Raw genomic sequence first — 23,055 nt, 5'->3', positions numbered from 1 at the left:
ATTGACTGGTAACTGCGATTTGAGAACTACCGACTGAAAACTTACTTCCAGCTATCCAATTGCATTTTGTACTTAAATCCTCTGGTGATTACGCCAGTACTGATATTTTTGTCTACTGCTTTGACTTCCTTAACTACCAATCCAATGTTTTTGGCATAAGTTTCATCGTAAATATCTTCTCTAATTAGATTTACTTCGTTGTATTGGTGGATAGAGATTGTAGAATCAAGTTGATGAGTTCCTATCGTTAATGGTACATCAAGTTCCTTCACTTCGTGGCGCCATTCGCCTAAATCATTGTAAACATTACCGTTCCAAGTAGATTGTAAGCTAGGAGGGAATACTAATCTCACATATCTTTTGTTATCAATAAACTCTTCTGCTCTATTGTTAACGATTTTTCTAGTAATCACTTTTTGGAAAAACCAATCTTGGGTAGCTGTTTTTTTATAACGTTCAAGTCTGTAAGTTTCATTTCCTTGAGCATCTGTAAACTTGTTGGTAACCGTATCCTTTAACTGGAAAAGATAATTTGTAATGGTATTATTGAAGTTGTTGTAAACCGTAGAATCTACGTTATATATCACTACATGATTTTCTTTTAGCGGGAAATAATTCAGCGCCATATCTGGTTTGGGTGCATTTTCCGACTTATTACATCCCAATACGCCTAGACAGCCTAGCAAAAGAAGCAGATAGAAACGAGATTTCATAGTCTCAAATATAGGAAAATGATCGATATGCCAAACCATCTGCTAATAGTAAGCGGTACTTAGCTTAATAATAATTTATACCAATTGAGGAAATATCGCTCCTTTGTTAAAGAAGAATTTTGCAACCCTCGATATATGTTCTATGCTATTTTAACATCCTCATGTATCAAACCGTTTTCGCATTTAATAATACGAGAAGGAAAAGTACGGATGATGTGGTAATCGTGGGTAGCCATTAAAACCGCAGTTCCATTTTGGCTAATCTGTTTCAATAAAAGTACAATTTCTTCAGAAGTTTCTGGGTCTAAGTTACCTGTAGGCTCATCGGCTAAAATAATTTCCGGATTGTTCAATAAAGCTCTAGCAATTACAATACGTTGTTGCTCACCACCAGACATTTCATGAGGCATTTTCTTGATTTTAGAACGTAAGCCAACTTTTTCCAATACATCTTTGATACGTTCGGTAATTAGGTTTTTGTCTTTCCAGCCAGTTGCCTTTAAAACAAATTCTAGATTTTGCTCTATAGTTCTATCACTCAACAACTGGAAATCTTGAAAAACAATTCCTAATTTTCTTCTCAAATAAGGAACTTCTTTCTCTTTAAGGTTTTTAAGGTCGAAATTAGCTACACTTCCTTCACCATTTCCGATGTGTAAATCGCCGTAAATAATTTTTAACAAACTACTTTTTCCAGAACCGGTAGCACCAATTAAAAATACAAATTCACCTTTAGCTATATCAAGTTTTACATTAGATAGCACTAAGTGTTTCTGCTGAAAAACATCAACATTATTTAAGGTAATTACATTTTCTTTGTACTCTGCCATGTTAAATATCTAGTTTAGTTACCTGTCCAAACGGCAACTCGTTAATAAAATTCATAATTTTTTCCTGCTTATCCCCAAAACCCAATTTTTCTAGAGATTTATCAGGTCTGTCTACCCTAAAGTAAGCTAGCAAGGTAAACTTTTCGTCTCTTAATTGTACGTAATCCGGTATTTTGGCTATGCCTTTAACTTTGATGATATACATTCCTTCAAAAGTAAGAAGTTAAAAGTTAAATCAGTTAATTATCCCTAATTAAATAAACAGCGTTAAATTATAAGATGTTCGTGATATCCTTTCTAACCTGCAATGCATTTGGCTGGTTATCTTTGCAGTCTTGTGTGCCAGAGGGATACTTATCTCTAATAAATTCATTGTAGTCTTTACAATTTTTGAAGATGTTGAACTCTTTGTTTTTTACATCCCAAACAATACCTTTTCCATAAACCATACCTTGGGCAGCCATACCCCCAATTGCTCCGCCCATTCCGTAGGCAAAGCCCTGTGCCCAAGCATTTGCCAAATTAGCTTCCGTATACATATAATTATTTCCTGCAAGCAATACGCCTACAAACGAGTTAGGATTATTGTGGCTTTGCGAACGATCTGTTTTATTTCTGTTTGATAAAATTGAGGCGATGTTAAAAAAAATGTGACCGTTATAAACTATCGCAAATACATTTTTTATTTTTTTATCATTAGAGGCAGTATGAAAGAACGTATTTTGATTTATTGTTAAACTATCCTTTTGCTTGCCTGGTAAATTTTTAGGTATTACAGCAACGGTATCACTAGGTTTTCTATTGATAAAATCTTCTTTTGTGGCATAGACTCCATTGGGATAGTTTGAAATAAATAAATCTTTATTTGTTTGGGCAAGTGCCACATGGGTTAACGTGATAGTTAACATTACTAAAAGCAATCTTCTCATTTATTTAAATTAATTAAAAAAATTATAGTATCTACATTGTCCGCATAATTCCAAAGCTTTGGGTGCTGACTTTGACCAAATTTAAGCGTTTGCAGATCTTTGTGAGATATTTTACTCACTACACATTGGATTTGTTCTTGCTGCTGTTTCAATTTTTCAATTACGTGGTCTATGTTTTCGTAGGTTTCGTAATAGAGCACAGCCAAAGGCGATGACAATCCCTCATCTTCCTTCAGCAATAAAAAACCGTTATCGTAGTGGTTTTGCTGGTTTACGAGATAAATAGACTTGTTGTAATCGTAGTTGTTATTGTATTTAAAGTGGTTGATGATGTCTTTAAATTGCTCCAAAGGCTCAAAAAAGTTTTTGATTTCGTAATTTTTAGGGATGAAGATTTTGGAAATGCTACGACAACCCATCCCGAAATAATCTAAAATATCGTGACCAAGTGCTGCAATTTCAGCTTCGCTTTCTTCGCCCGTTAAAATGGCTACGCTGTTTCTATTTTTTCTAATGATATTAGGTACTTTACCAAAGTAATATTCGAAATACCTGGAAGTATTGTTGCTGCCGGTGGCAATCACAGCATCAAAATCTTTCAATTGTTCTGCGTAAATAATATGATTTGCGAGTTCTGGTAAAAATTCAATCAATTTGTTAAGTAAAAAGGGCAGGAGTTTTTTATCTGATGAAGATAATTTGATCAAGGCAATATTTCCTGTCGCTAACACACACATTACATCGTGAAAACCAACCATAGGGATGTTTCCAGCTAAGATTAATCCAACTTTTTTAGGTGCTGTGGCAACACTAATATTTGCAAACCAATGCTCTAAATCCACTTCATTTAGCATTTCGGCCAATGCTTTAACAGATTTATTTACTTCTTCTTCTGTAAACCAAGCGTTTTCATTTCTTGCCGAATAAACAACCGATTGAAAAGTTTCATCGGGTTGCTGTAGGTATTTGCCTAACTGTTTAAAAGCGGAAATTAGCTGTTCTTTACGAAGTGAAGACATATTTAGAACTATTATAAATGGATTATGTTATATATTTGCGTTGCAAAGTTAAACTTAGCATTTAGAATTAGACGAAAACATGGCAATTAAAATAACAGACGAATGTATAAACTGTGGGGCATGTGAGCCAGAATGCCCTAATAATGCAATTTACGATGCAGGTACAGCTTGGAGATTTTCTGACGGTACCAGCTTAGATGGTATTATTGATTTTGGAGGTAAAGAAGTAGACGCAACGGTTGCTCAAGATGCAGTTTCTGATGAAGTGTATTATATCGTTTCAGATAAGTGTACAGAATGTAAAGGTTTCCACGATGAGCCTCAATGTGCCGCTGTTTGCCCAGTAGATTGCTGTGTAGACGACGAAGATATCCGTGAAACAGAAGACGAATTATTAGCTAAAAAAGCTTGGTTGCACCAAGAAGGTTAAGTCAATTTGATTTCATCTGTAGCTGAGGTTCTGACTTATTACTAGAAATTCAGTTGGAAAAAATATAAAAAAGGAGATGCATTATTGTATCTCCTTTTTTTGTTAGGCTTTTGATTTGTTTTGTAAAGAAAATCTTTGCTGCTATTTGACGGTGATGCTTTCACGTTGCACAATCTAAAAATGACAATATGTATTTTGCAATTACTGCTTAAAAAAATAGGCCAACCTTTTGAGTTAGCCTATTTAAATAGTACGGTTTAGTTTATTAAAGACCTACAACAGCGTCATAAGTTGTCTTAACTTTAATCGTTAAATTGTTTGTATTTTTCTTAAGTACGGTTGCTTTTAACGTGTATTTTAATGTTCCTGCCGAAACTAAATCTTTTAAATCTACAGCGTTATTAACTGCGAAACTAATACTAGTGCTACCTGCTTGTGGCGTACCAGCGAAACTTGCCGTAAAAGGTGTTTTACCAGTAGCTTCAAGTGTAGCAGATAAGTCTTTAAAGTTTGAGAAGTTGTTATTGGCGTCAGATCCAGTAGTAATTTCTGCAGTTAAAGTTTTTACTTTTAACGATTTTACGTTTTTCAAACCAAAACCAGATGCTTTTGCCTTAATCAATGCATCTAGATCTGTAGTTGCAGTTTCAGACTTTAATTCAACCGAACCAGTTGAAACATCTTTGGAAGATACAACTAACGTAACTTCCGCTCCAGTTATAGTAATGTCTTGATTAGTTGCTTCTTTAATCTTACTGCAAGAAGATCCTACAACTGCAGAGCCTATTACTAATAGAGCTAATAATTTCTTTTTCATTTTAATAGTATTATTGGTTTAATTTTTTTGCCAAAGGTAAAAAACTTGTTGCAATTACTTGTAATTTATTTTAACATATTTCATTGATAATTTTATAGTTAACTAGTTTTTGCTGCTCTTCTTAGAGCTTGTGAGTGTAGATCCTGCACTAGCGGCAACAACTAAGACGATTGCAGCCCATTCGTTAAAAGATAGTTGTTCGCTTAGAAATAATAAGCCACAGAAAGCAGCGACGGCAGGCTCTAAGCTCATTAAGATGCTAAAGGTTTTTGCAGGGATGTGTTTCAGCGCATTCATCTCTAAAGTGTAAGGAATGGCGCTAGAAAGTAAGGCAATTCCTAAGCCCCAAAATAATATCATAGGATTGATTTGATGGAGGTTACCTTCAATTATCCCTGCTGGTACGGCTACAAAACTAGCAACTACTAAACCAATACTCACCGCAATTCCTCCATCCATGGTTTTTGATAGTTTGCCGCCAAGCACAATGTATGCTGCCCAAAATGCGCCTGCTAATAAGGCTAGTGCCGCTCCAATTAAATCAATGTTGTTATTTGATGACCATGGCGCAATTAACGCAATGCCAATAGCTGCTAATAATACCCAGAAGAAATCTAAACCTTTTTTTGAGGTAGATACAGCCAACAGTAATGGTCCTATAAATTCGAGTGTTACAGCTAAGCCCAAAGGAATTCTAGCCAACGAAAGGTAAAAGCTTGTGTTCATTGCTCCGAGTACTAAACCGTACCAAACAATCAACTTCCATTGGCTGCCTGTGATTTTTTTGAAGTTTCGCCGATGGATTGCCAAGAGAATAATTGCAGAAATTGCAATGCGAAGTGTAACCGTGCCGGCTGCACCCATTACCGGAAATATACCTTTAGCAATTGCTGCCCCGCCTTGCACACTAATTATTGCCATTAAAACTGCGGGAATAGGGGGGATACTTTTCAGCTTCATCAAAAGAATTTTTGCAAAGCTATGCTTTTGCTGATATATAGCTCTAATTTCTTAATTATTTCAAAATAATCTCTATATTCAACAGCCTTCTCAGGTAATTAAATAATAAGATACACATGAATAAAATCTTCTTTTTGCTACTGATGTTTTTTGGCTTAAATTCTTTTGCCGCCAATGTAGATACTGTAAAAACCTACAGCCCATCGATGAAAAAGGAAATTAAGGCTGTAGTAATTACGCCGGCCAATTATAGCGATAAAAAGGAGTTTCCAGTGGTTTACTTATTGCATGGTTATTCTGGTAACTACGCTAATTGGATTACAAAAGTGCCAACCTTAAAGAATTTGGTAGATCAGCATCAATTAATAGTCGTTTGTCCAGACGGGAATTTCAATAGTTGGTATTTAGATAGCCCAGAGGAACCTAGTTCTAGATACGAAACCTACGTAGCCAAAGAACTGGTGAATTGGATTGACGGAAAGTATAAAACAATTGCAAATAAGAAGGGAAGAGCAATAACAGGTTTAAGTATGGGCGGACACGGTGCATTGTATTTGGCATTTAAGCATCAGGATGTATTTAGCATTGCCGGGAGTATGAGTGGTGGGGTTGATATTAGGCCTTTCCCAAATAATTGGGATATGGTGAAACTGTTAGGAACTTATGCTGCTAAGCCTTCGCAATGGGACAATGCCTCCGTGATTAATCTCACCAATTTAGTAGCGCCTAATTCATTAGCATTAATTATTCAATGTGGTACTGAAGATTTCTTTTATAAAGTTAACGTAGCCTTGCACGAGAAACTTGCCTACAATAACATACCACATACATTTATGACCAACCCTGGCGGACATACTTGGCAATATTGGGCAGATGCAATTCATTATCAACTGTTGTTTATTAAGGCAAATTTTAAAGAGTAGTAGATAAATGAAGACAAAGTTTTAAGTTTGTCGGTGAATTCAAAACATTCGTTTTAACATGAAAAAAACACAATATTGGCTGGTAAAGTCGGAGCCGTTTAAATACAGTTGGGATAAATTTAATGAAGATGGCCGTACCTTTTGGGATGGCGTACGTAACTACCAAGCTCGCAATAACCTGAAAGAGATGAAAGAAGGTGATTTAGTATTGTTTTATCATAGTAACGAAGGCAAGCACGTAGTGGGAGTGGCCAAGGTAGTTAAAGAATTTTATCAGGATCCAACTACACCAGATCCTAATTGGGTAGTGGTAGATTTGGCGCCTGTAGAAGCATTGAAAAATCCAGTAACCCTTGAACAGATCAAAGCGGAAGAAAGCTTAAAAGATATTTCTTTAGTGCGCCAAGGTCGTTTATCTGTAATGCCTTTAAAAGCTACCGAGTTTGATAAGATCTTAGAAATGGGAAGTTGATCTCCCTCTGAAACGTTAAATTTTTGTTAAATGCCGACCTTAAAACAATATGTTGTAATGTTGGCATTGGTATTGTATCTAACAGATACACCAAACAACATCAAATGAAAATTGTTTTAACGTTTTTCTGCGCTCTCTTACTTCACCTCACTTGTGGCGCACAAATAGAGAATATTGGCGATTACGAAGTAAAAGTATACTCTTATAAATTTAAAACCACTAAAGGCTTTTTAAAGAAAATTAATGCCGAAGGCATTGGGATTGAAGATAAAAAGGGTGACTATATCATTTTTAGGACAGCCGATATTAAAAAGATAAAAGTAAAAAAACGCGGACTTACACTGCTCAATGGTTTAACTGGCGGCACATTAATTGGTGCAGGACTCGGCGGTGCTATCTGGTCTTTAGATGAAAGCGGCGAAAACACAGCCGATATGGCCAAGCTTACGGCTCTTTTAGCGGCCAGCGGTGCAGTAATTGGCACTGCAGCTGGTGGTTTTTCAGAACTGGCTAATAAGAAACTTACCTTACGAGTTAAAGGAAACCAGCAATATTTTAAGGATAATTTTTATCGTTTAGAGAAGTACCTTAATCACTCAGAACCTATACAGCACGTGAACAACTAATGGCTCTGTTCTAATTCCGAAATTTGTTCTTTACGTTTTGTAGCCATTAATCCGATACTCATAACTAAACTAGAACCCAACACTACCATAAATAAAAATGGTGTGCCTATTTCCATTAATTTCATGTGTTGTGGTAAATTGTAATAGAGTAAAATACTAATTAAACCTCTAGGGGTAACAAAACCTTCTGGTAGTACGTGTTCTCTTTTAAAGAAGTACAGATAGGCAAATCTAATGACATAAATACTTCCTAAAATGATTAATCCATTGGCAATGATTACAAAATCGTTAAGCTGCTGAATATTCATCGTAAAGCCGAAAATTACGAAAAAGAAAGTTCTAATGATAAAAGCAGTTTCTGCAGATAATTGATGCAGTTGTGTAAGATCGTTGGCTAGGTTTTTATAGATAAAAACAGATCTGAACCAGGCATGTTTAATTGTATCTGCGTTGTTTAGGAATAAACCAAATGATAAGATCAGCACCAATGCTGATAAATGAAACGATTGCCCAATGGCGTAAACCAAAATTAAGATTGATATAATCAAAAAGAACTTGATATGATGCCTTAATCTGCCCATTAGATAGAGAAGGGTAACACAGGCCACTACAGATAGCAATAAAATTAAGATGGTATTAACTGCCAACTCTCCAAATGAGCCTACTGTTATATGTTGGTTTGATACTGCGAAATTAAACAGGATGATACCGAGAATGTCTGAAAACGAACTCTCGTAAATCACAAATTCCTTACTTTTTTTGTTAATGGTAGCCACCGATGGAATGGCAATAGCAGAGCTAATTACACTGAATGGAATGGCGTTGACAAAGCATAGGTAAAGCTCCTTTCCGGTAATTTGGTAAATGATAAAAGTGATGGCAGCTACCGTAGCCACCAGTATGAGTAAGGCAGCTAAAAATGCACTTTTGATGACACTGTTTTTGTCTTTCGCATACTTTAACTCGAGAGAGCCTTCAAATACAATCAGAATTAAACCCACCGTACCCAAGGTTGGTAGTATTTGGAGGAAATTATACGTGTGTATTTGTAGTTTATCTACCAATAATCTTAAACCTATACCCAGCACCAGTAGTAATAAAACAGAAGGTAGTTTGGTTTTGCTCGCCACCAAATCGAAAAGGTAAGAGAAAATAACCAGCGCACTTAAAATAATTAATACGGTATAGGTGGTCATATCACATTACCTATTTTATTTAGAAAACAATGCTTTTAGCTCAATAGCTTCCTCTGGTTGCATTTTGCCAGCCAAAACCAAACGTAATTGCCTACGGCGCAACGCTCCTTCAAAAAGTTCTATTTCTTCTGGGGTTTCTGGTTGTAGCTCTGGTACTGGTTTTGTACCCGTTTGGTCTACCGCTACAAAAGTATAGTAAGCTTCATTAGATTTTGTCCTCGTTCCCGATGGAATGTTTTCAGCCCAAATGTCTAAACGTACCTCTACTGAAGTGTTAAAAGACCTTGTCACCTTGGCTTCAATCGTTACTACATCGCCAAGCTTAATAGGTTGCTTAAAAGATACATTGTCTACCGATGCAGTAACCACAATGCTATTACAATGTTTTTGCGCCGAAATTGCAGCAGCAATGTCCATCCAATGCAATAACCTGCCACCCATTAAATTATTTAGGGTATTGGTGTCGTTGGGTAGCACCAATTCATTCATTATGGTAAACGAGTGGCTAGGGTTTTTAACAGTTGAACTCATGCTGGCTAAATTACTGAAATTAGCTCGTTGTTGCGAGATAAATTTTTGATGCACTTTTGTTATTTATATCTTGAAAATGTTCTGCTGTGCCTTGCTAGGTAGGAATGTCCCGTTTTTCGCTGCAATCTTTTTGCGAATGTTACTGCGTTGAAAGGATTAGCTGCTACAAAAAGTATTTCCGCTTCAACCGGGTTTAATTAACGTAAACCTCTGCACATCACTTGCATTTTAAACCCGATAGGAGCGAACACGTTTGGCAAACCTGTGTGTTTGCCAATAAGTAAAGCGGATAGCGGGAGTGACTTTGTTTGTTGCAGTATTTCGCTTTTCAAATAAAGTTCTCAAGCTTCTAAACATTAAGAAATGAAGATAATTAAGTCTTACTTGTACTTAACTTCTTAGTGTTTTATATGCAAAAAAAAGTCCCGATTTGCATCGGGACCTAAGATTTATGATTTGGTTTTCAATTACTTTTTAGCCTTATCGTCGTTAGATAAGTCGATTACAATTGGGGTAGAGATACATAGTGATGAATATGTACCGATGACACGACCAATTAATAAAGCGAAGATAAACCCACGGATGCTATCGCCACCGAAAATGAAGATTACGATTAACACGAAGAATACAGACAACGATGTTAAAATAGTACGACTTAAAGTACTGTTTAATGCAAAGTTGATTAGTTTGTTACGTTCTTCACCGTACATATCTTCTTTACCCGCTTCTGCTAAACGCTCACGGATACGGTCGAATACGATTACAGTTTCTGTCATGGTATAACCCATTACCGTTAGAATTGCCGCAATAAAATCTTGACCAATTTCTAGTGGGAAAGGCAATACACCGTCTAAAATAGTGTAGAACGAAAGTACCAATAACACGTCGTGGAATAATGCGATTACAGCACCTAAACCATATTGCCATTTCTTGAAACGTACCAAGATGTAGATAAACATCACGATACATGAGAACAATACGGCACCATAAGCACTGTAAATGATATCACTAGCAATGGTTGGTGTTACTTTTTGTGAACTTTCGATTGTATATTTTGCACCTAGGCCGTCTAAACCTTTACGTAAAGCATTTTCAACAACTTTATCTGCGTCTGGCGCTTGGTCTGTGATGTGGTAAGGTGTAGTAATTTTTAATGAATTGTCTGTTCCGATAGTTTTAACCAAAGCTTCTTCACCTTCGAAGTTAGCTGATAATGCTTTAGATACATCTTCGGTGTTCAGTTGCTTGTCGAACTTCACCATGTAAGTTCTACCACCTTTAAAGTCTACACCTAAGTGTAAGCCATCGTTTTTAACATAGAAAACAACACCTAAAGCAATAATTACTGCAGAAATGATGTAGTACCATTTTCTACGTCCAACGAAGTTGAATGCTAAGTTTTTAAATGCGTTGCGGGTAATGCTGTTATCGAAAGTGATGTTCGCTTTTTTGTCCATCATTGATTCGAAAATCAAACGAGAGATCAATACCGCTGCAAATAGTGAAGTGATGATACCCACACATAATGTAGTTGCAAAACCTTGTACCGGACCAGAACCGAAAACAAATAGGATAACACCTAAGATGAATACAGTAATGTTTGCATCTAAGATAGAAGACATTGCATGTTTGAAACCTTCTCTAATAGCTACGTTGGTTGATTTGCCTAAGGCTAATTCTTCACGAACACGCTCGAAGATAAGGATGTTGGCATCTACCGATAAACCGATGGTTAAAACGATACCCGCGATACCAGGGAGTGTTAATACTGCACCAAATGCAGCTAAAATACCCATAATAAAGAATACGTTGATCAGCAATGCGATGTTAGCTACCCAACCTGCTTTGTTGTAGTAAAATGCCATGAAAGCAAGAATTACCACGAAAGCCAGTACGAATGAGATTAAACCGCTATCAATAGCTTGTTGACCTAATGAAGGACCAACTACGAAATCTGAAACAATTTTAGCTGGAGCAGGTAACTTACCAGCTTTTAATACGTTAGCTAAATCTTTAGTATCTTCTTTAGTGAAACTTCCAGTGATTGAAGAAACGCCGTTAGGAATTTCGTTTTGTACAGTAGGAGCAGAGTAAACTGTGTTGTCTAATACAATAGCAATTGCTTTTTTGTTTTGAGGATCAGCAGCTGCTTCTGCAGTCATTTTTTTCCATTTCGCAGCACCTTCGCTGGTCATGAACATAGTTACATCAGGGTTGTTGTTTTGATCGAAACCATCACGAGCGTTAGCGACAGCATCACCACTTAAATCTGGGCGGCCATCTAACGAAGCAACTTTGATTGCGTAAAGTTCGAAAACTTTAGTGCCAGTTCTAGGTTTTAATCCCCACATGAATTTCATGGTAGTTGGGATCAAAGATTTGATTTCTGGTTTGCTTAAGTAGTTATTTACCTTTGCAGTATCTTTTTGTAATGCGTTACCTACTACCGGACCAGGGATAAATTGTTGTTGTCCGTTAGCATCTAAACCTACAGGAAGTTGTAACACTGCAAATAATGGGTTAGCTTTTTGCGCTTCTGCAGTTTTAGCTTCTGCCGATGTATCTGCAGGTTTGGTAGTAGCACCTTTTGTTAAGCCAGCTAATTTACCACCTTTTGCAGTAGTGTCTGCAGCAGCTGTTTTAGTTACTGTATCTTTTAAAGTTGTAGCAAGTGTTTTGTTGATGTTATCTAAAACAGGATAAACTTCTTGCGACTGATATACTTGCCAGAATTGTAATTCTGCAGAACCTTGTAATAATTTACGAACACGCTCTTTATCTTGGATACCTGGCATCTCAATGAAGATCCTGTTAGAACCTTCTTGTTTCTGCATGTTAGGACTAACTACACCGAAGCCATCGATACGGCTACGTAAGATAATAAATGAACGATCTATCGCACTGTTAGCTTCTTTACTTAAATAAGATTTTACTTCGTTGTTGCTAGCGTTAGCTTTTAACTGTGCCGTATTATCTTGGTTAGCGAAGAAATCTACCAATTTACCATTTGGAACTAGTTTCTCGTATTCGCTTACAAATAATGCAATGAAATCTTTACCACCAGCATTCATTTGTGTTTGCGCATTGGCTAATGCTTTGTTGAAATTATCATCAGAAGTGTTACCCGCTAATGATTTTGTCAACTCAGCTAAAGAAATTTCCATGGTAACGTTCATACCACCTTTTAGATCTAGACCTAAGTTAATTTCTTTGCCTTTTACTTGTTGGTAGGTAAGGCCCAATACTGGATATACCTTTTCGGTAGCCATTGAGTCTAAGTACGCTTTCTCTTTTGCTTCATCACCTTTTGCAAATTCCTTAGCCTTTTTCTCTACGTTGTAAGTAATGATGTTGAAAGAAAGTGAATACAGACAGACGATACCCAGAAGGATCGCCATAAATTTTATAAAACCTTTACCTTGCATTGTTTGTTTAATCTATTTTATAATAAGCTGTTTTTTAACAAGTCGGCAAATCTAATTATTTTTTTAAATAATAGAACCTCTAATTGTAATTTTGTTGGGACAAGTGGCTAAAAGACTTGATTTTGTATCAACGTCGCTCTAAAGTTGAAAAAGTGTAAGCAAATTTGTTCTTTTCGTCGGGCAAATGATCTTCCTTCCAAACTTCTATCCAAGTTTCGTTATCTAATTCAGGGAAAAAAGCATCAGCATCAAATTCTTGGTGTACACGGGTCAATTCAATTTTATCGCAAAGCGAGATGGCTTGTCTGTAAATCTCAGCCCCGCCAATGATAAAAATTTGTTTTTCTTCTTCGCAAAGCGATAAAGCTTCTTCTAGAGAATTTACTACTTCTACACCATCTAACTGTAAACCTTCTTTACGGGTAATTACAATATTTCTTCTGTTGGGAAGTGGCTTACCAATAGAGTCGTAAGTTTTGCGACCCATTATTATAGTATGCCCAGAGGTGATGTTCTTAAAGTGTTTTAAATCGGCAGGTAAATGCCAAAGTAATTGGTTGTCTTTGCCTATAGCGTTGTTTGATGATATGGCGACAACGATGGTTGTTTGGTTCATTCTTTCAAAACAGTTTAGCCGCCTTGTCATTCTGAACGTAGTGAAGAATCCAATTAGATTCCTCGTGCCTCGGAATGACAGGGAGGGCGAGAAAATTTACACAGCTACTGCTCCCTTAATATGCGGATGCGCTTCGTAGTTTACTAATTCAAAATCCTCAAATTTAAAATCGAAGATATCTTTAACCTCAGGGTTGATTTTCATAGTTGGCAAAGGTTTGGGATCTCTGCTCAATTGTAAGTTTACCTGCTCTAAGTGGTTGTTATAAATATGTGCATCGCCAAAAGTGTGAACAAAATCTCCAGCTTCTAAGCCGCAAACCTGTGCAACCATCATCGTTAACAAAGCGTACGATGCAATATTAAAAGGTACGCCTAAAAAGATATCCGCACTGCGTTGGTATAACTGACAGCTCAACTTTCCATCTGCTACGTAAAACTGGAAGAAAGCGTGACACGGAGGCAAAGCCATGTTCTCAATTTCGGCAACATTCCAAGCAGAAACAATGATACGTCTGCTGTCTGGATTGTTTTTAATGGTATTGATGATTTGGTTAATCTGGTCGATTTGACCGCCGTTTGGTGTTGGCCAGCTTCTCCACTGTGAACCATAAACAGGACCTAAATTTCCATCTTCATCTGCCCATTCATCCCAAATACGTACGCCGTTATCTTTTAGGTATTTGATATTGGTATCCCCTTGCAAAAACCAAATCAACTCGTGGATGATAGATTTTAAATGCAGTTTTTTGGTGGTTACCATTGGGAAACCTTCTTGTAAGTTGAAACGCATTTGGTAACCAAATACGCTAATGGTGCCTGTTCCCGTTCTATCGTGTTTTTGTGTGCCAGTATCTAGCACATGCTGCATCAAATCTAAATATTGTTTCATGTTTTAATCTTAACAGTTTTACGGTCGTCATTTCGACTGAAGCTCAGCGTAATGGAGAAATCTTTGGATATACTTAAAGATTTCTCGACTACACGATGTTTCGCTCGAAGGACGCGTCGATTAAAGTCCGTAACTATGAACACAAAACTAACGAAAATAAAGCGGGCACTTAATTACAGTTTTCCACATCAAACTTTTAGGCCACAATTTAGCTCGTTACAGTGTTTTAATGTTTGTAAAATCTTTTGAAAGATTTCCAATATTTATCTTTGTAAACATCATACTCAATTTCAAAATGGCCAGCGTATTCTTGTTGAGTTTTGAAGAACACCTTTGATAGTTTTCTGAAATCTTTTCCAGCGAAGAAAATATCTTTTTCATTTGCACCGGTTTGTCTGCCAATGTTAAGATAACCTTCTTTGTCCTTCAGTTCTTCCATCAATTCGTCTTCTATCGAATTTAGGAGTTCGTAATCTTTATCATTTGGAAGACCATTTCTATCGTTTTTGTACTTAAATGTTAAAATTCCCACCCATGGATGCGAAGCTTTTCTGTCCCATTTAAGTAAATCTGTGTTAATTGCAGCTAAAAGTTTATTGTCGTTTTCTAAACTTGCCTCAAACATAGCATAGTTGTCTTGTTCGGTATTGTATCTAATGCCTTCGTATTTTTCGATGAATTCTTTCTCTCGCCAAATTAAAAAATCTTTCAGTTTAGTTATCGGAACAAGTTCCTCTGTAGCTTCATGCTTTGCAATGAGTTTGTAATTGTCTATTTGGTTAACAAAATTAAGTTCGCCCAAAAAGTTGTCTAAAAAAATGCCAACACCAACATCTATTTGGTCAATGTTTTCTTTGCTTAGATCATTATGTATAACAGATATGTTTATCTCATCTGGATGGTTGCCATCATTATTGGCATAAAAGAATATGTTGTCTGCCGTAAATTCATAGCTGCCCATTCTGATGTTTACATTTTCTATGCTTAAGGCAGGTTTAAGTGCTGTAAATTTCCATCCATCCATTTGTGGTGCTGCATTTACAAGTTCTTCTATAAAAACGATGTTCTTTAAGTCGCCATCAGCTGTTAGCACTAGTTCCACAATATGGTCATCCAGCATTCCAGTTAAATAATAATAGCCGTCTTTTAATTCCCTCAACTTAGGCGAGAGCTTGTTAAAAAAGTTTTTTTCAATATCATTTCCTCGTTTAACTGTATCAAAGAAAGATTTCTGTTGAGTTTGAAACCAAGTCCAGAAATCTTCGTAATTATTAATCTTCTGTTCTTTTTTGTTGAAAATGTTTTTTAAAAAATTCATAGCGATAATGTCTAAATGCTTTACCAATATATGTTAAAGTTTTTGAATGAATAAAATAATTAAAGCATAGCTTAAAACATTAACATACTAGTTATATTAGCCTAATAATTAAAATCTATCTATTACAATGTTTAGGAAGCTAGTCTTATTAATAATATTTGGGCTGAATGCTCATTTGCTATTCGCTCAAAGTCCCCAAGCCTTAAAACTTTCTGATGCCGGAATTTCAATTATCAATAGCAGAATAGTTTACGACCCTGCTTATGTTAAAATTCCCTATCCCAATGGTGATGTGCCAGCGGGTACAGGAGTTTGTACCGACGTAGTGATTAGGGCTTACCGCAAGTTAGGTACAGATTTACAAAAGGAAGTACATGAAGATATGAAAGCTAATTTCAAATTGTATCCTAAAAACTGGGGGCGTAAATCTACCGACAGGAATATTGACCATAGACGTGTACCTAATTTGATGGTTTTCTTCGGTAGAAAAGGAACTAAAAAACCGATGACTAAAAATGCTGCAGATTATTTGCCAGGAGATATTGTGTGCTGGGATTTGAACGGACGACAGTTGCACATCGGATTGGTTATCAATAAAAAATCAGCAGATGGAAAACGCTATCTTCTGGTGCATAATATTGGAGGTGGGCAAGTGGCAGAAGATATCTTATTTGCTTGGAAAATTATTGGACATTATACTTACAAGTTATAGTGATTACGAATTACGATTTTAGATTTACGATTTGCAAGTCTTAAAGTTTAGCGCTCTTCGTATCTTTGTTGCTATGGGCATAAAAAATAAAAACTTAGTGTTCTTCGTGCCTTTGTGTTTAATTAATTCTAAAATCGTACTTCGTCAATCGTAAATCAAAAAGATGTTAACATTTGCCAACGCAAAAATAAATTTAGGCTTGTTTCTTACCGAAAAACGCACTGATGGTTACCACAACCTACAGACCGTTTTTTATCCCATTAAAATCAACGATGTAGTAGAATTGGTAGATGCGGAAGAAACATCGATGCTGATTAAAGGCATTGATATTCCTGGCGATACTACTGATAACATTTGCTTTAAGGCATTTCAAACACTGCAAAAGGATTTCAACCTGCCCAACCAACAAATTGTGTTGCTAAAGAATATCCCAGTCGGAGCAGGCTTGGGTGGCGGAAGTTCGGATGCTGCATTTTTAATCAAATTGGTTAATCAGAAGTTTGAGCTAGGCTTAACAGATGAGCAAATGGAGGCTTATGCGAGGCTACTAGGGGCAGACTGTGCATTCTTCATCAAAAATAAACCCACTTATGCTTTTGCCAAAGGCGATGAATTTGAGGAGCTCTCGGTAGACCTTTCTGCTTATTACTTGGTATTGGTTAAACCTCCGATACACGTTTCAACAGTAGAGGCTTACAGTAAAGTAAACGTAAAACAGCCTTCCAGTTCTTTAAAAGATTTGATACATTTGCCATTACAAGATTGGCAAGCTCACATTTTCAACGATTTTGAGCCTTCTGTTTTTGAAAAATATCCACAAATTGACGGAATAAAAACAAAGCTTTACCAAGCAGGGGCTAAATTTGCGCTCATGAGCGGTAGCGGTTCTTCTGTATTCGCGATATTCGAAAAAGAAGTAAAACTACCAGAATTGGAGAAAGAAAATTTAGTTTTTTACGATTTATAAGCTGAAAGCCTAAAGCAGAAAGCATGTAACAGGAAAGCTTTAAGCCCTGAGCTTTTAGCTTTAAGCCTTTTAAAAAGATGGAAATCAACCTAATCCGCAAAAGCGGGAAATTTAATTTTGAAGCAGAAAATGAAAGTGGTTTTACCGTTGAGTTGGATGCAAAACCGGCCATAGGAGGAGAAGGGAAAGGCTTTCGTCCGATGGAAATGTTGTTGATTGGCTTAGGCGGATGCAGTGGGATTGATATGGTGAATATCCTTAACAAACAAAAGGAAGAATTGAACGATATAAAAATCAATATCAAGGCTACTAGAAAAGAAGAAGAAGTTCCTGCAATTTTCGACGTAATTGATATTCAATTTAACCTGTTCGGAGATGTAAGTGTTCAAAAAGTAGAACGTGCGCTCCAAATGACTTTTGATAAATATTGCTCTGTTTCAAACATCTTGGGCAGGTCGGCAATTATAAATTTTACATATACTATTAATAAGGTTTGAGGTTGAAGGCATAGGGTGTAAGGCTGGACGTTTTGCAACTTATCTCATATCTCAATACTCATATCTCAATACTAAAAAATGTCTGATAATTTCGAAACCATCGCTATACGCACTCAAACTGAAAGAAGTTCGCACAAAGAACATTCTGCACCTATTTACTTAACATCGAGCTACAAGTTTGACGATGCAGAGGAAATGCGTGCTTTGTTCGCTAATGAAAAGGAAGGAAACGTTTACAGTCGTTATTCTAACCCAAATACTTCTGAGTTTATTCAAAAGATGGCTTTGTTGGAAGGTGCGGAAGATGGTTTTGCCACGGCTACAGGCATGGCGGCAATTTTTACCACCTTTGCTGCATTCTTAAAAAGCGGCGACCATATCGTTTCTAGTCGTTCGGTTTTTGGTTCTACACATCAATTGTTAACCAACGTTTTTGCTAAATGGGGTGTAACTTTTGATTATGCTGATTTAGATAAACCACAAGATTGGGAAGCTTTGATTAAGCCGAATACCAAAATCATTTTCGTAGAAACGCCATCTAATCCGGGAATTGATATTATTGATTTGGAGTTTTTAGCTGGTTTAGCGAAGAAATACAACACTTTATTAGTGGTTGATAACTGTTTTGCTACACCTTATTTACAGCAACCTATCAAATTAGGTGCACACATTTCAATCCATTCGGCAACTAAATATATTGATGGCCAAGGACGTGCTTTAGGTGGAATTATTTTAGGAACCAAAGCTTTAATTGCTGATGTGGTAGCATTTGCTCGTCACAGTGGTCCATCTCTTTCTCCGTTTAACGCATGGATTTTATCGAAAAGCTTGGAAACTTTAGCTGTTCGTATGGATAGACACTGCGAAAATGCTTTGAAAGTAGCCGAGTACTTAGAGAAACATCCGAAAATTAAGTTGGTAAAATATCCATTTTTGCCATCGCACCCGCAGTATGCAATTGCTAAAAAGCAGATGAAACAGGGTGGAGGAATTGTGACTATCGTAGTTGATGGAGGTGTAGAAGGTGCCCGTAATTTTATGGATGGCTTAAAGATGTTCTCGATTTCTGCAAATTTAGCGGATACAAGGTCTATCGCTACGCATCCAGCGACAAGTACACATAGCAAATTAAGCGAAGAAGAACGTAATATTGTTGGCATTGAGCAAGGTTCTATCCGTTTGTCTATCGGTTTAGAACATATTGACGATATTTTGAAAGATATAGAGCAAGCGCTTGGCAGTTAACAGTTAGCAATTTTCAGTTGGCAGTTTTCAGTTAGTATTAAGTAAAAAGGAGCAAAATAATTTGCTCCTTTTTTATGCGCTCCGTCATTGCGAGGTACGAAGCAATCTTAAAGCTATGTGATTAGAGGATATAAAGCGCTTTTTTAGCTCGCCGCCGCTGGGCTCTTACTTTTTGACCGCAAAAAGTAACAAAAACTCTCGGTTGCTTATTTTTCTTTCGAAGTAAGTGCTTTGGCTTATTGGTATAAACCGAAAAATAAGAGACCGAAAAATAGCGGAACGAAGGGAAGAAGCGCTATCGCTAGCGAAAGTAAACTAAGTATTTCCCTTAAATAATCTTCAATCTCTCTTCCTCCAAATCAATCTGATAAAGCTGCTGACGAATAATTTCTTCATCTATTTTTGGGTCTTTATTTAGCTCAGACAAATACTCCCGCTGACTTTCCAACAACTCAACAAAAATGGCTTTATTCGCTGCACTCATTGCACTGTAGTCGGTTGCTTTCGCTCTTTCTTCCCATTGCTTCAGAACTTTTTCTATCTCAACATTCCCCAAATGCTCATTTTCGTATTTTTCTTTTAAAGTGATATAAACGTGTTGCATCAACCCCTGCTTCATTTTTTGTCTAGCAGTGTGCTCATGTTCGGTGTTAGATGCTTCCTTAAAAAAGCTATTGCGTTGAATGATGTAAGGCAACGTAAGACCTTGAATTACCAAAGTAAGTAAGATAACCACAAATGTGATGAACAAGATGAGGTTTCGATGAGGAATGGGCACACCATCGTAAGTTACTGGAATTGCCAAAGCTGCAGCCAGCGAAACTACGCCACGCATTCCCGTCCAGCCCAAAATTAATGGCATAAGCCAGCGTCTTCGGTTCGATGAAGCCTGTGGCATCACGCTTCGTCTAAAAAGAAAAGTAGCCACCAATGCAGCGTAAGAACTAATCATTCGAGCACCAATCAATACAGCTGTTACCAATATTCCATAGCCAATTGCCGTGCTTAATGGTATGCCTTGTGCCCTAATTCCTTCTACAATTTCGGGTAGTTCTAAGCCGATAATCATAAAGACAATGCCATTTAAAATGAATACAAAACTTTCCCAAACGCTGTAGCCCTTAATTCTGCTGGCACTATTTAAATAGGTCAATCGCCTCATAGACATAAATAAACCGCCACTAACCACTGCCATTACCCCAGAGCTGTGTAACTGTTCAGCAATCCAATACATTAAATAAGGTTCTATCAATAACAATGCGATATCCGAAGGTGCATCTGTAGGCAAACGTTTATGTGCCTGTACAAATAGCCAAGCCAATACCAAGCCTATTGCGGCACCGCCAATTACCATCCATAAAAAACTAAGTGCGGCACTTTGCCAAATAAATTGGCCTGTACCTACGGCTACTAACGCAAAGCGAAAAATAATTAATGATGAGGCATCGTTTAACAAACTTTCTCCCTCTAAAATGGCGGATGTTGATTTAGGAATTTTAACAAATTTCATAATAGCACCAGTACTTACCGCATCTGGCGGAGAGACAATTCCGCCTAGTAAAAAGCCCAGAGCGATAGTAAAACCTGGGATGAAATGATTGGTGACCAAAGCCACAGATAAAGCTGTGAAAAACACGACTAAAAATGCAAAACTGCCAATAATTCGCCACCATTTTTTCATCTCTTTAAACGATACCGCCCAAGAAGCCTCAAACAAAAGCGGTGGAAGGAATATGAAAAATATCAAATCTGGATTAACTCGTATAACAGGTAAGCCAGGTATAAAGCTGACTAATAAACCAGCAATTACCAACAAAATAGGATAGGCAATTCTAAGTTTTGTAGCCCACATATTAAGCAGCACAATAGCGGCTATCATGGCTAAAAAAAGCGGTAAATAGGTATGCATTAGGAAAGGATGTTTTTAATAAATCGTTGTTTGGTTTTTGAGGCTAATATAAATTTAGCAAAAATATTTACACGTTGGCATGGTGAATACCAACGCAATAAACAAGATGTTTCGCTTACATCAAAATATCGTTGACAGGTTGTATTGGTTTTGGAATATCCGTTTCTTCCAACATTTGTAACAAGTCAATTTCAATGGTTCTGCAAATAGAAAGCATTGGGATATCAGTGCCTAAGCCTTCAAAAGGGTTTTCAGAATAATCGCCAATTAGTTCCATTACTACGTAAATCCACCCTACAATTGTGCCAAAAGGTATCATTAACCACACACCAGCTTCGCCAAGTTTTGCGAATTCTGCTACAATACCTAGCGGTAATAAGCCAATAAATATGCAGTTAAAAATGAAACTCATATTGGCATATTGTCTCGGTATTGGGAATTTTTTAATCCGTTCTGCTCTTCCTTGATGGTCGTAAAAATCATTAAGCACGTTTTGCATATCCAATTGTTTACGCATGTGCATTATCTCTTTTTCTTCTAAAATAGCTAGTTCTTTCCCCTGTTGATGAATGATTTGAGTAGCCGGATTGGCTGTATTTTCCCAAAGTGCTCCATCAGCAAAATAATTTTGAGTTTGACGTTCATTTAAGAAATCCTTAAACTGACCAATTCCAATTTGCTCTCTGCGTTTTGCAGCAATTTTTCCAAATAGGTGCTTTAAACTTACATGCTCCCATTGCGTTGGTACCAATAGTTGCTCCCTTAAAATGTACAACCACGCAATGTGGCGGTAAATCAATCTTTTTTTGATGGCATTAATTTCTTCCTCTGGATGTTGGCTGTTGCGAGTATAGTTGTTTACCATGGTGCCCCAACTTCGGCTACTGTTTACAATTGCGCCCCAAATTTTACGAGCTTCCCAAACTCTGTCGTAAGATTGGTTATTTTTGAAGCCAACATAAAATGCTACCGCCGTACCTACAAGAGATACCGGTAACCATGGGATAGAAATCCAGTGCCAACCTACAATTTTATACAAAACTGCGATGATGAGCATATAACAACTGAGCCAATAAAAATGATGGCCAGCAAATTCGAAGATGCCTTTTAGGGAAATAGTCTTTTTAACAATCATTGGTAGATGAAAATTTTGAGGCTATAAAAGTAATGAATTAGAAGTAACTGTTCTAGTTCAACTTAATGTGATGGTCGGAAAGTGTAATTAAACGCTCTTTGTACAAACCGCCAATTGCTTTTTTAAATGCACTTTTACTTACCTGAAATCTGTTGTAAATCTCCTCTGGCGTACTTTTATCGCCTAAATTAATTTCGCCAACAACTTTCAGTTCCTCTAAAATATAATCTTTGGTTTCCAGTACGTGTCCAAAACCCGATGGCTGTAAAGTTAAATCTATTTTGCCGTCTACTCTTATGGTTTTGATCCAGCCGGTAGTTCTTTGCCCGGGTTCTACGTTAGAAAATACCTCATTATGATATAGCAATCCGATATATTCATCGTTGATGATAGCGTTGTAACCTAAGTCTGATTTATCTACAATTAACAAATCAACACTGTCGCCCTCCTCAAAATCAAAACCATCGTGAGCAACAAATTCGTCTATTTTAGAAGAAGCTAATAATCGGTTAGACTGGTCATCTAGGAAAACAAAAACCACATAACTTTCGCCAAGTTCCATAGGTTTTTTCTGTTCTCTTCGAGGGATAAAAACATCCTTATCTACACCTATATCTACAAAAGCACCATCGTCATTTACACTAACAACGGTTAAAAGGGCAAATTCATCGGCTGTTGCCAAAACTTCTTTTAAGGTGGCAACGGTGCTACCATCTTTATTGAGGTAAACAAAAGCATCTACATCGTCGCCAAGCTCAACACCTTTCGGAACTTCCAAAAATGGTAAAAGCACTTCGTTTTCACCATCTGTTAAACTTAACCCCTGACTGTTTTTTGCCGCTACTCGCAGTTTATTGTATTTACCTATTGCTATCATCTATATATAAAACTAAT

24 protein-coding genes are annotated in these 23,055 nt (G+C 36.9%); 8 read left to right on the top strand and 16 right to left on the bottom strand.

Annotated elements, in window-relative coordinates:
• Positions 1-41 precede the first annotated feature (41 nt).
• From AC23ME_RS06895 to AC23ME_RS06875, 5 genes are all read right to left on the bottom strand, one after another.
• Positions 42-713, bottom strand: coding sequence for a hypothetical protein (locus tag AC23ME_RS06895; RefSeq protein WP_487727021.1), 672 nt, complete (start codon positions 711-713; stop codon positions 42-44).
• Between the two features lie 140 nt (positions 714-853).
• Positions 854-1,543 carry a cell division ATP-binding protein FtsE gene (locus AC23ME_RS06890; RefSeq protein WP_487727020.1) on the bottom strand — a complete coding sequence of 230 codons (690 nt, stop codon included), beginning with the start codon at positions 1,541-1,543 and terminating at the stop codon, positions 854-856.
• A 1-nt stretch (position 1,544) separates the two neighbouring features.
• Positions 1,545-1,748, bottom strand: a complete 204-nt coding sequence (locus AC23ME_RS06885; protein ID WP_308848936.1) for a fructose-6-phosphate aldolase — start codon at positions 1,746-1,748, stop codon at positions 1,545-1,547.
• A 67-nt stretch (positions 1,749-1,815) separates the two neighbouring features.
• Positions 1,816-2,472: a hypothetical protein gene (locus AC23ME_RS06880; RefSeq protein WP_487727019.1), complete on the bottom strand. Its 657-nt coding sequence runs from the start codon at positions 2,470-2,472 to the stop codon at positions 1,816-1,818.
• The gene (locus AC23ME_RS06875; RefSeq protein WP_487727018.1) at positions 2,469-3,491 is read right to left on the bottom strand and encodes an acyl-CoA reductase; all 1,023 of its coding nucleotides are present in this window, start codon (positions 3,489-3,491) and stop codon (positions 2,469-2,471) included. Before AC23ME_RS06875 ends, AC23ME_RS06880 begins: the two co-directional genes overlap by 4 nt.
• 79 nt (positions 3,492-3,570) lie before the next feature.
• Between AC23ME_RS06875 and AC23ME_RS06870 the strand changes: the two genes are divergently transcribed.
• Positions 3,571-3,921 (top strand): 4Fe-4S dicluster domain-containing protein, encoded by a 351-nt coding sequence (locus tag AC23ME_RS06870; protein WP_487727017.1) that lies wholly within the window; start codon positions 3,571-3,573, stop codon positions 3,919-3,921.
• Positions 3,922-4,186: 265 nt separating this feature from the next.
• On the opposite strand, the gene AC23ME_RS06865 is transcribed toward AC23ME_RS06870, so the two are convergent.
• Together AC23ME_RS06865 and AC23ME_RS06860 are read right to left on the bottom strand one after the other, a co-directional pair.
• Positions 4,187-4,738: a hypothetical protein gene (locus tag AC23ME_RS06865; protein ID WP_487727016.1), complete on the bottom strand. Its 552-nt coding sequence runs from the start codon at positions 4,736-4,738 to the stop codon at positions 4,187-4,189.
• A gap of 102 nt (positions 4,739-4,840) precedes the next feature.
• Positions 4,841-5,698 (bottom strand): EamA family transporter, encoded by an 858-nt coding sequence (locus tag AC23ME_RS06860; RefSeq protein ID WP_487727015.1) that lies wholly within the window; start codon positions 5,696-5,698, stop codon positions 4,841-4,843.
• A gap of 116 nt (positions 5,699-5,814) precedes the next feature.
• Between AC23ME_RS06860 and AC23ME_RS06855 the strand changes: the two genes are divergently transcribed.
• The 3 genes from AC23ME_RS06855 (at position 5,815) to AC23ME_RS06845 (ending at position 7,719) form a co-directional block, all read left to right on the top strand.
• A complete protein-coding gene (locus tag AC23ME_RS06855) occupies positions 5,815-6,621 on the top strand; it encodes an alpha/beta hydrolase (RefSeq protein WP_487727014.1) in 807 nt (268 codons plus the stop codon).
• A 58-nt stretch (positions 6,622-6,679) separates the two neighbouring features.
• The gene (locus AC23ME_RS06850) at positions 6,680-7,093 is read left to right on the top strand and encodes an EVE domain-containing protein (protein ID WP_487727013.1); all 414 of its coding nucleotides are present in this window, start codon (positions 6,680-6,682) and stop codon (positions 7,091-7,093) included.
• 104 nt (positions 7,094-7,197) lie between these two features.
• Positions 7,198-7,719, top strand: a complete 522-nt coding sequence (locus AC23ME_RS06845) for a hypothetical protein (RefSeq protein WP_487727012.1) — start codon at positions 7,198-7,200, stop codon at positions 7,717-7,719.
• Here the strand turns inward: AC23ME_RS06845 and AC23ME_RS06840 are convergent.
• The 6 genes from AC23ME_RS06840 to AC23ME_RS06815 all read right to left on the bottom strand — a co-directional run bounded on the left by AC23ME_RS06840 (position 7,716) and on the right by AC23ME_RS06815 (position 15,696).
• A complete protein-coding gene (locus tag AC23ME_RS06840) occupies positions 7,716-8,915 on the bottom strand; it encodes a cation:proton antiporter (RefSeq protein WP_487727011.1) in 1,200 nt (399 codons plus the stop codon). The genes AC23ME_RS06845 and AC23ME_RS06840 overlap by 4 nt on opposite strands.
• Positions 8,916-8,930: 15 nt before the next feature.
• Positions 8,931-9,446 carry an acyl-CoA thioesterase gene (locus tag AC23ME_RS06835; protein WP_487727010.1) on the bottom strand — a complete coding sequence of 172 codons (516 nt, stop codon included), beginning with the start codon at positions 9,444-9,446 and terminating at the stop codon, positions 8,931-8,933.
• A 467-nt stretch (positions 9,447-9,913) separates the two neighbouring features.
• Complete coding sequence (gene secDF, locus AC23ME_RS06830) at positions 9,914-12,871, bottom strand: protein translocase subunit SecDF (protein ID WP_487727009.1); 2,958 nt, start codon at positions 12,869-12,871, stop codon at positions 9,914-9,916.
• A 127-nt stretch (positions 12,872-12,998) separates the two neighbouring features.
• Positions 12,999-13,487: a dihydrofolate reductase gene (locus AC23ME_RS06825; RefSeq protein ID WP_487727008.1), complete on the bottom strand. Its 489-nt coding sequence runs from the start codon at positions 13,485-13,487 to the stop codon at positions 12,999-13,001.
• Between the two features lie 96 nt (positions 13,488-13,583).
• Positions 13,584-14,378, bottom strand: a complete 795-nt coding sequence (locus tag AC23ME_RS06820) for a thymidylate synthase (RefSeq protein WP_487727007.1) — start codon at positions 14,376-14,378, stop codon at positions 13,584-13,586.
• 226 nt (positions 14,379-14,604) lie between these two features.
• Positions 14,605-15,696 (bottom strand): DUF695 domain-containing protein, encoded by a 1,092-nt coding sequence (locus tag AC23ME_RS06815; protein ID WP_487727006.1) that lies wholly within the window; start codon positions 15,694-15,696, stop codon positions 14,605-14,607.
• A 127-nt stretch (positions 15,697-15,823) separates the two neighbouring features.
• On the opposite strand from AC23ME_RS06815, the gene AC23ME_RS06810 reads away from it, so the two are divergent.
• The 4 genes from AC23ME_RS06810 (at position 15,824) to AC23ME_RS06795 (ending at position 19,117) form a co-directional block, all read left to right on the top strand.
• Positions 15,824-16,408 carry a DUF1287 domain-containing protein gene (locus AC23ME_RS06810; RefSeq protein ID WP_487727005.1) on the top strand — a complete coding sequence of 195 codons (585 nt, stop codon included), beginning with the start codon at positions 15,824-15,826 and terminating at the stop codon, positions 16,406-16,408.
• A 163-nt stretch (positions 16,409-16,571) separates the two neighbouring features.
• The gene (gene ispE, locus AC23ME_RS06805; RefSeq protein ID WP_487727004.1) at positions 16,572-17,375 is read left to right on the top strand and encodes a 4-(cytidine 5'-diphospho)-2-C-methyl-D-erythritol kinase; all 804 of its coding nucleotides are present in this window, start codon (positions 16,572-16,574) and stop codon (positions 17,373-17,375) included.
• Between the two features lie 77 nt (positions 17,376-17,452).
• Complete coding sequence (locus tag AC23ME_RS06800; RefSeq protein WP_487727003.1) at positions 17,453-17,872, top strand: OsmC family protein; 420 nt, start codon at positions 17,453-17,455, stop codon at positions 17,870-17,872.
• 78 nt (positions 17,873-17,950) lie between these two features.
• Positions 17,951-19,117: a trans-sulfuration enzyme family protein gene (locus AC23ME_RS06795; protein ID WP_487727002.1), complete on the top strand. Its 1,167-nt coding sequence runs from the start codon at positions 17,951-17,953 to the stop codon at positions 19,115-19,117.
• Between the two features lie 328 nt (positions 19,118-19,445).
• Here the strand turns inward: AC23ME_RS06795 and AC23ME_RS06790 are convergent, their stop codons facing one another.
• The 3 genes from AC23ME_RS06790 to AC23ME_RS06780 form a co-directional block, all read right to left on the bottom strand.
• Positions 19,446-21,026, bottom strand: a complete 1,581-nt coding sequence (locus AC23ME_RS06790; protein WP_487727001.1) for a Na+/H+ antiporter — start codon at positions 21,024-21,026, stop codon at positions 19,446-19,448.
• A 115-nt stretch (positions 21,027-21,141) separates the two neighbouring features.
• Positions 21,142-22,161, bottom strand: a complete 1,020-nt coding sequence (locus tag AC23ME_RS06785; protein WP_487727000.1) for a bestrophin family protein — start codon at positions 22,159-22,161, stop codon at positions 21,142-21,144.
• A gap of 52 nt (positions 22,162-22,213) precedes the next feature.
• Positions 22,214-23,038, bottom strand: a complete 825-nt coding sequence (locus AC23ME_RS06780; RefSeq protein ID WP_487726999.1) for a CvfB family protein — start codon at positions 23,036-23,038, stop codon at positions 22,214-22,216.
• Positions 23,039-23,055 lie beyond the last annotated feature (17 nt).

The organism is Pedobacter sp. T50_32 (genome assembly GCF_057652195.1).
The sequence above is the reverse complement of the archived record's forward strand: the minus strand, read 5'-3'. Positions and strand labels throughout refer to the sequence as shown.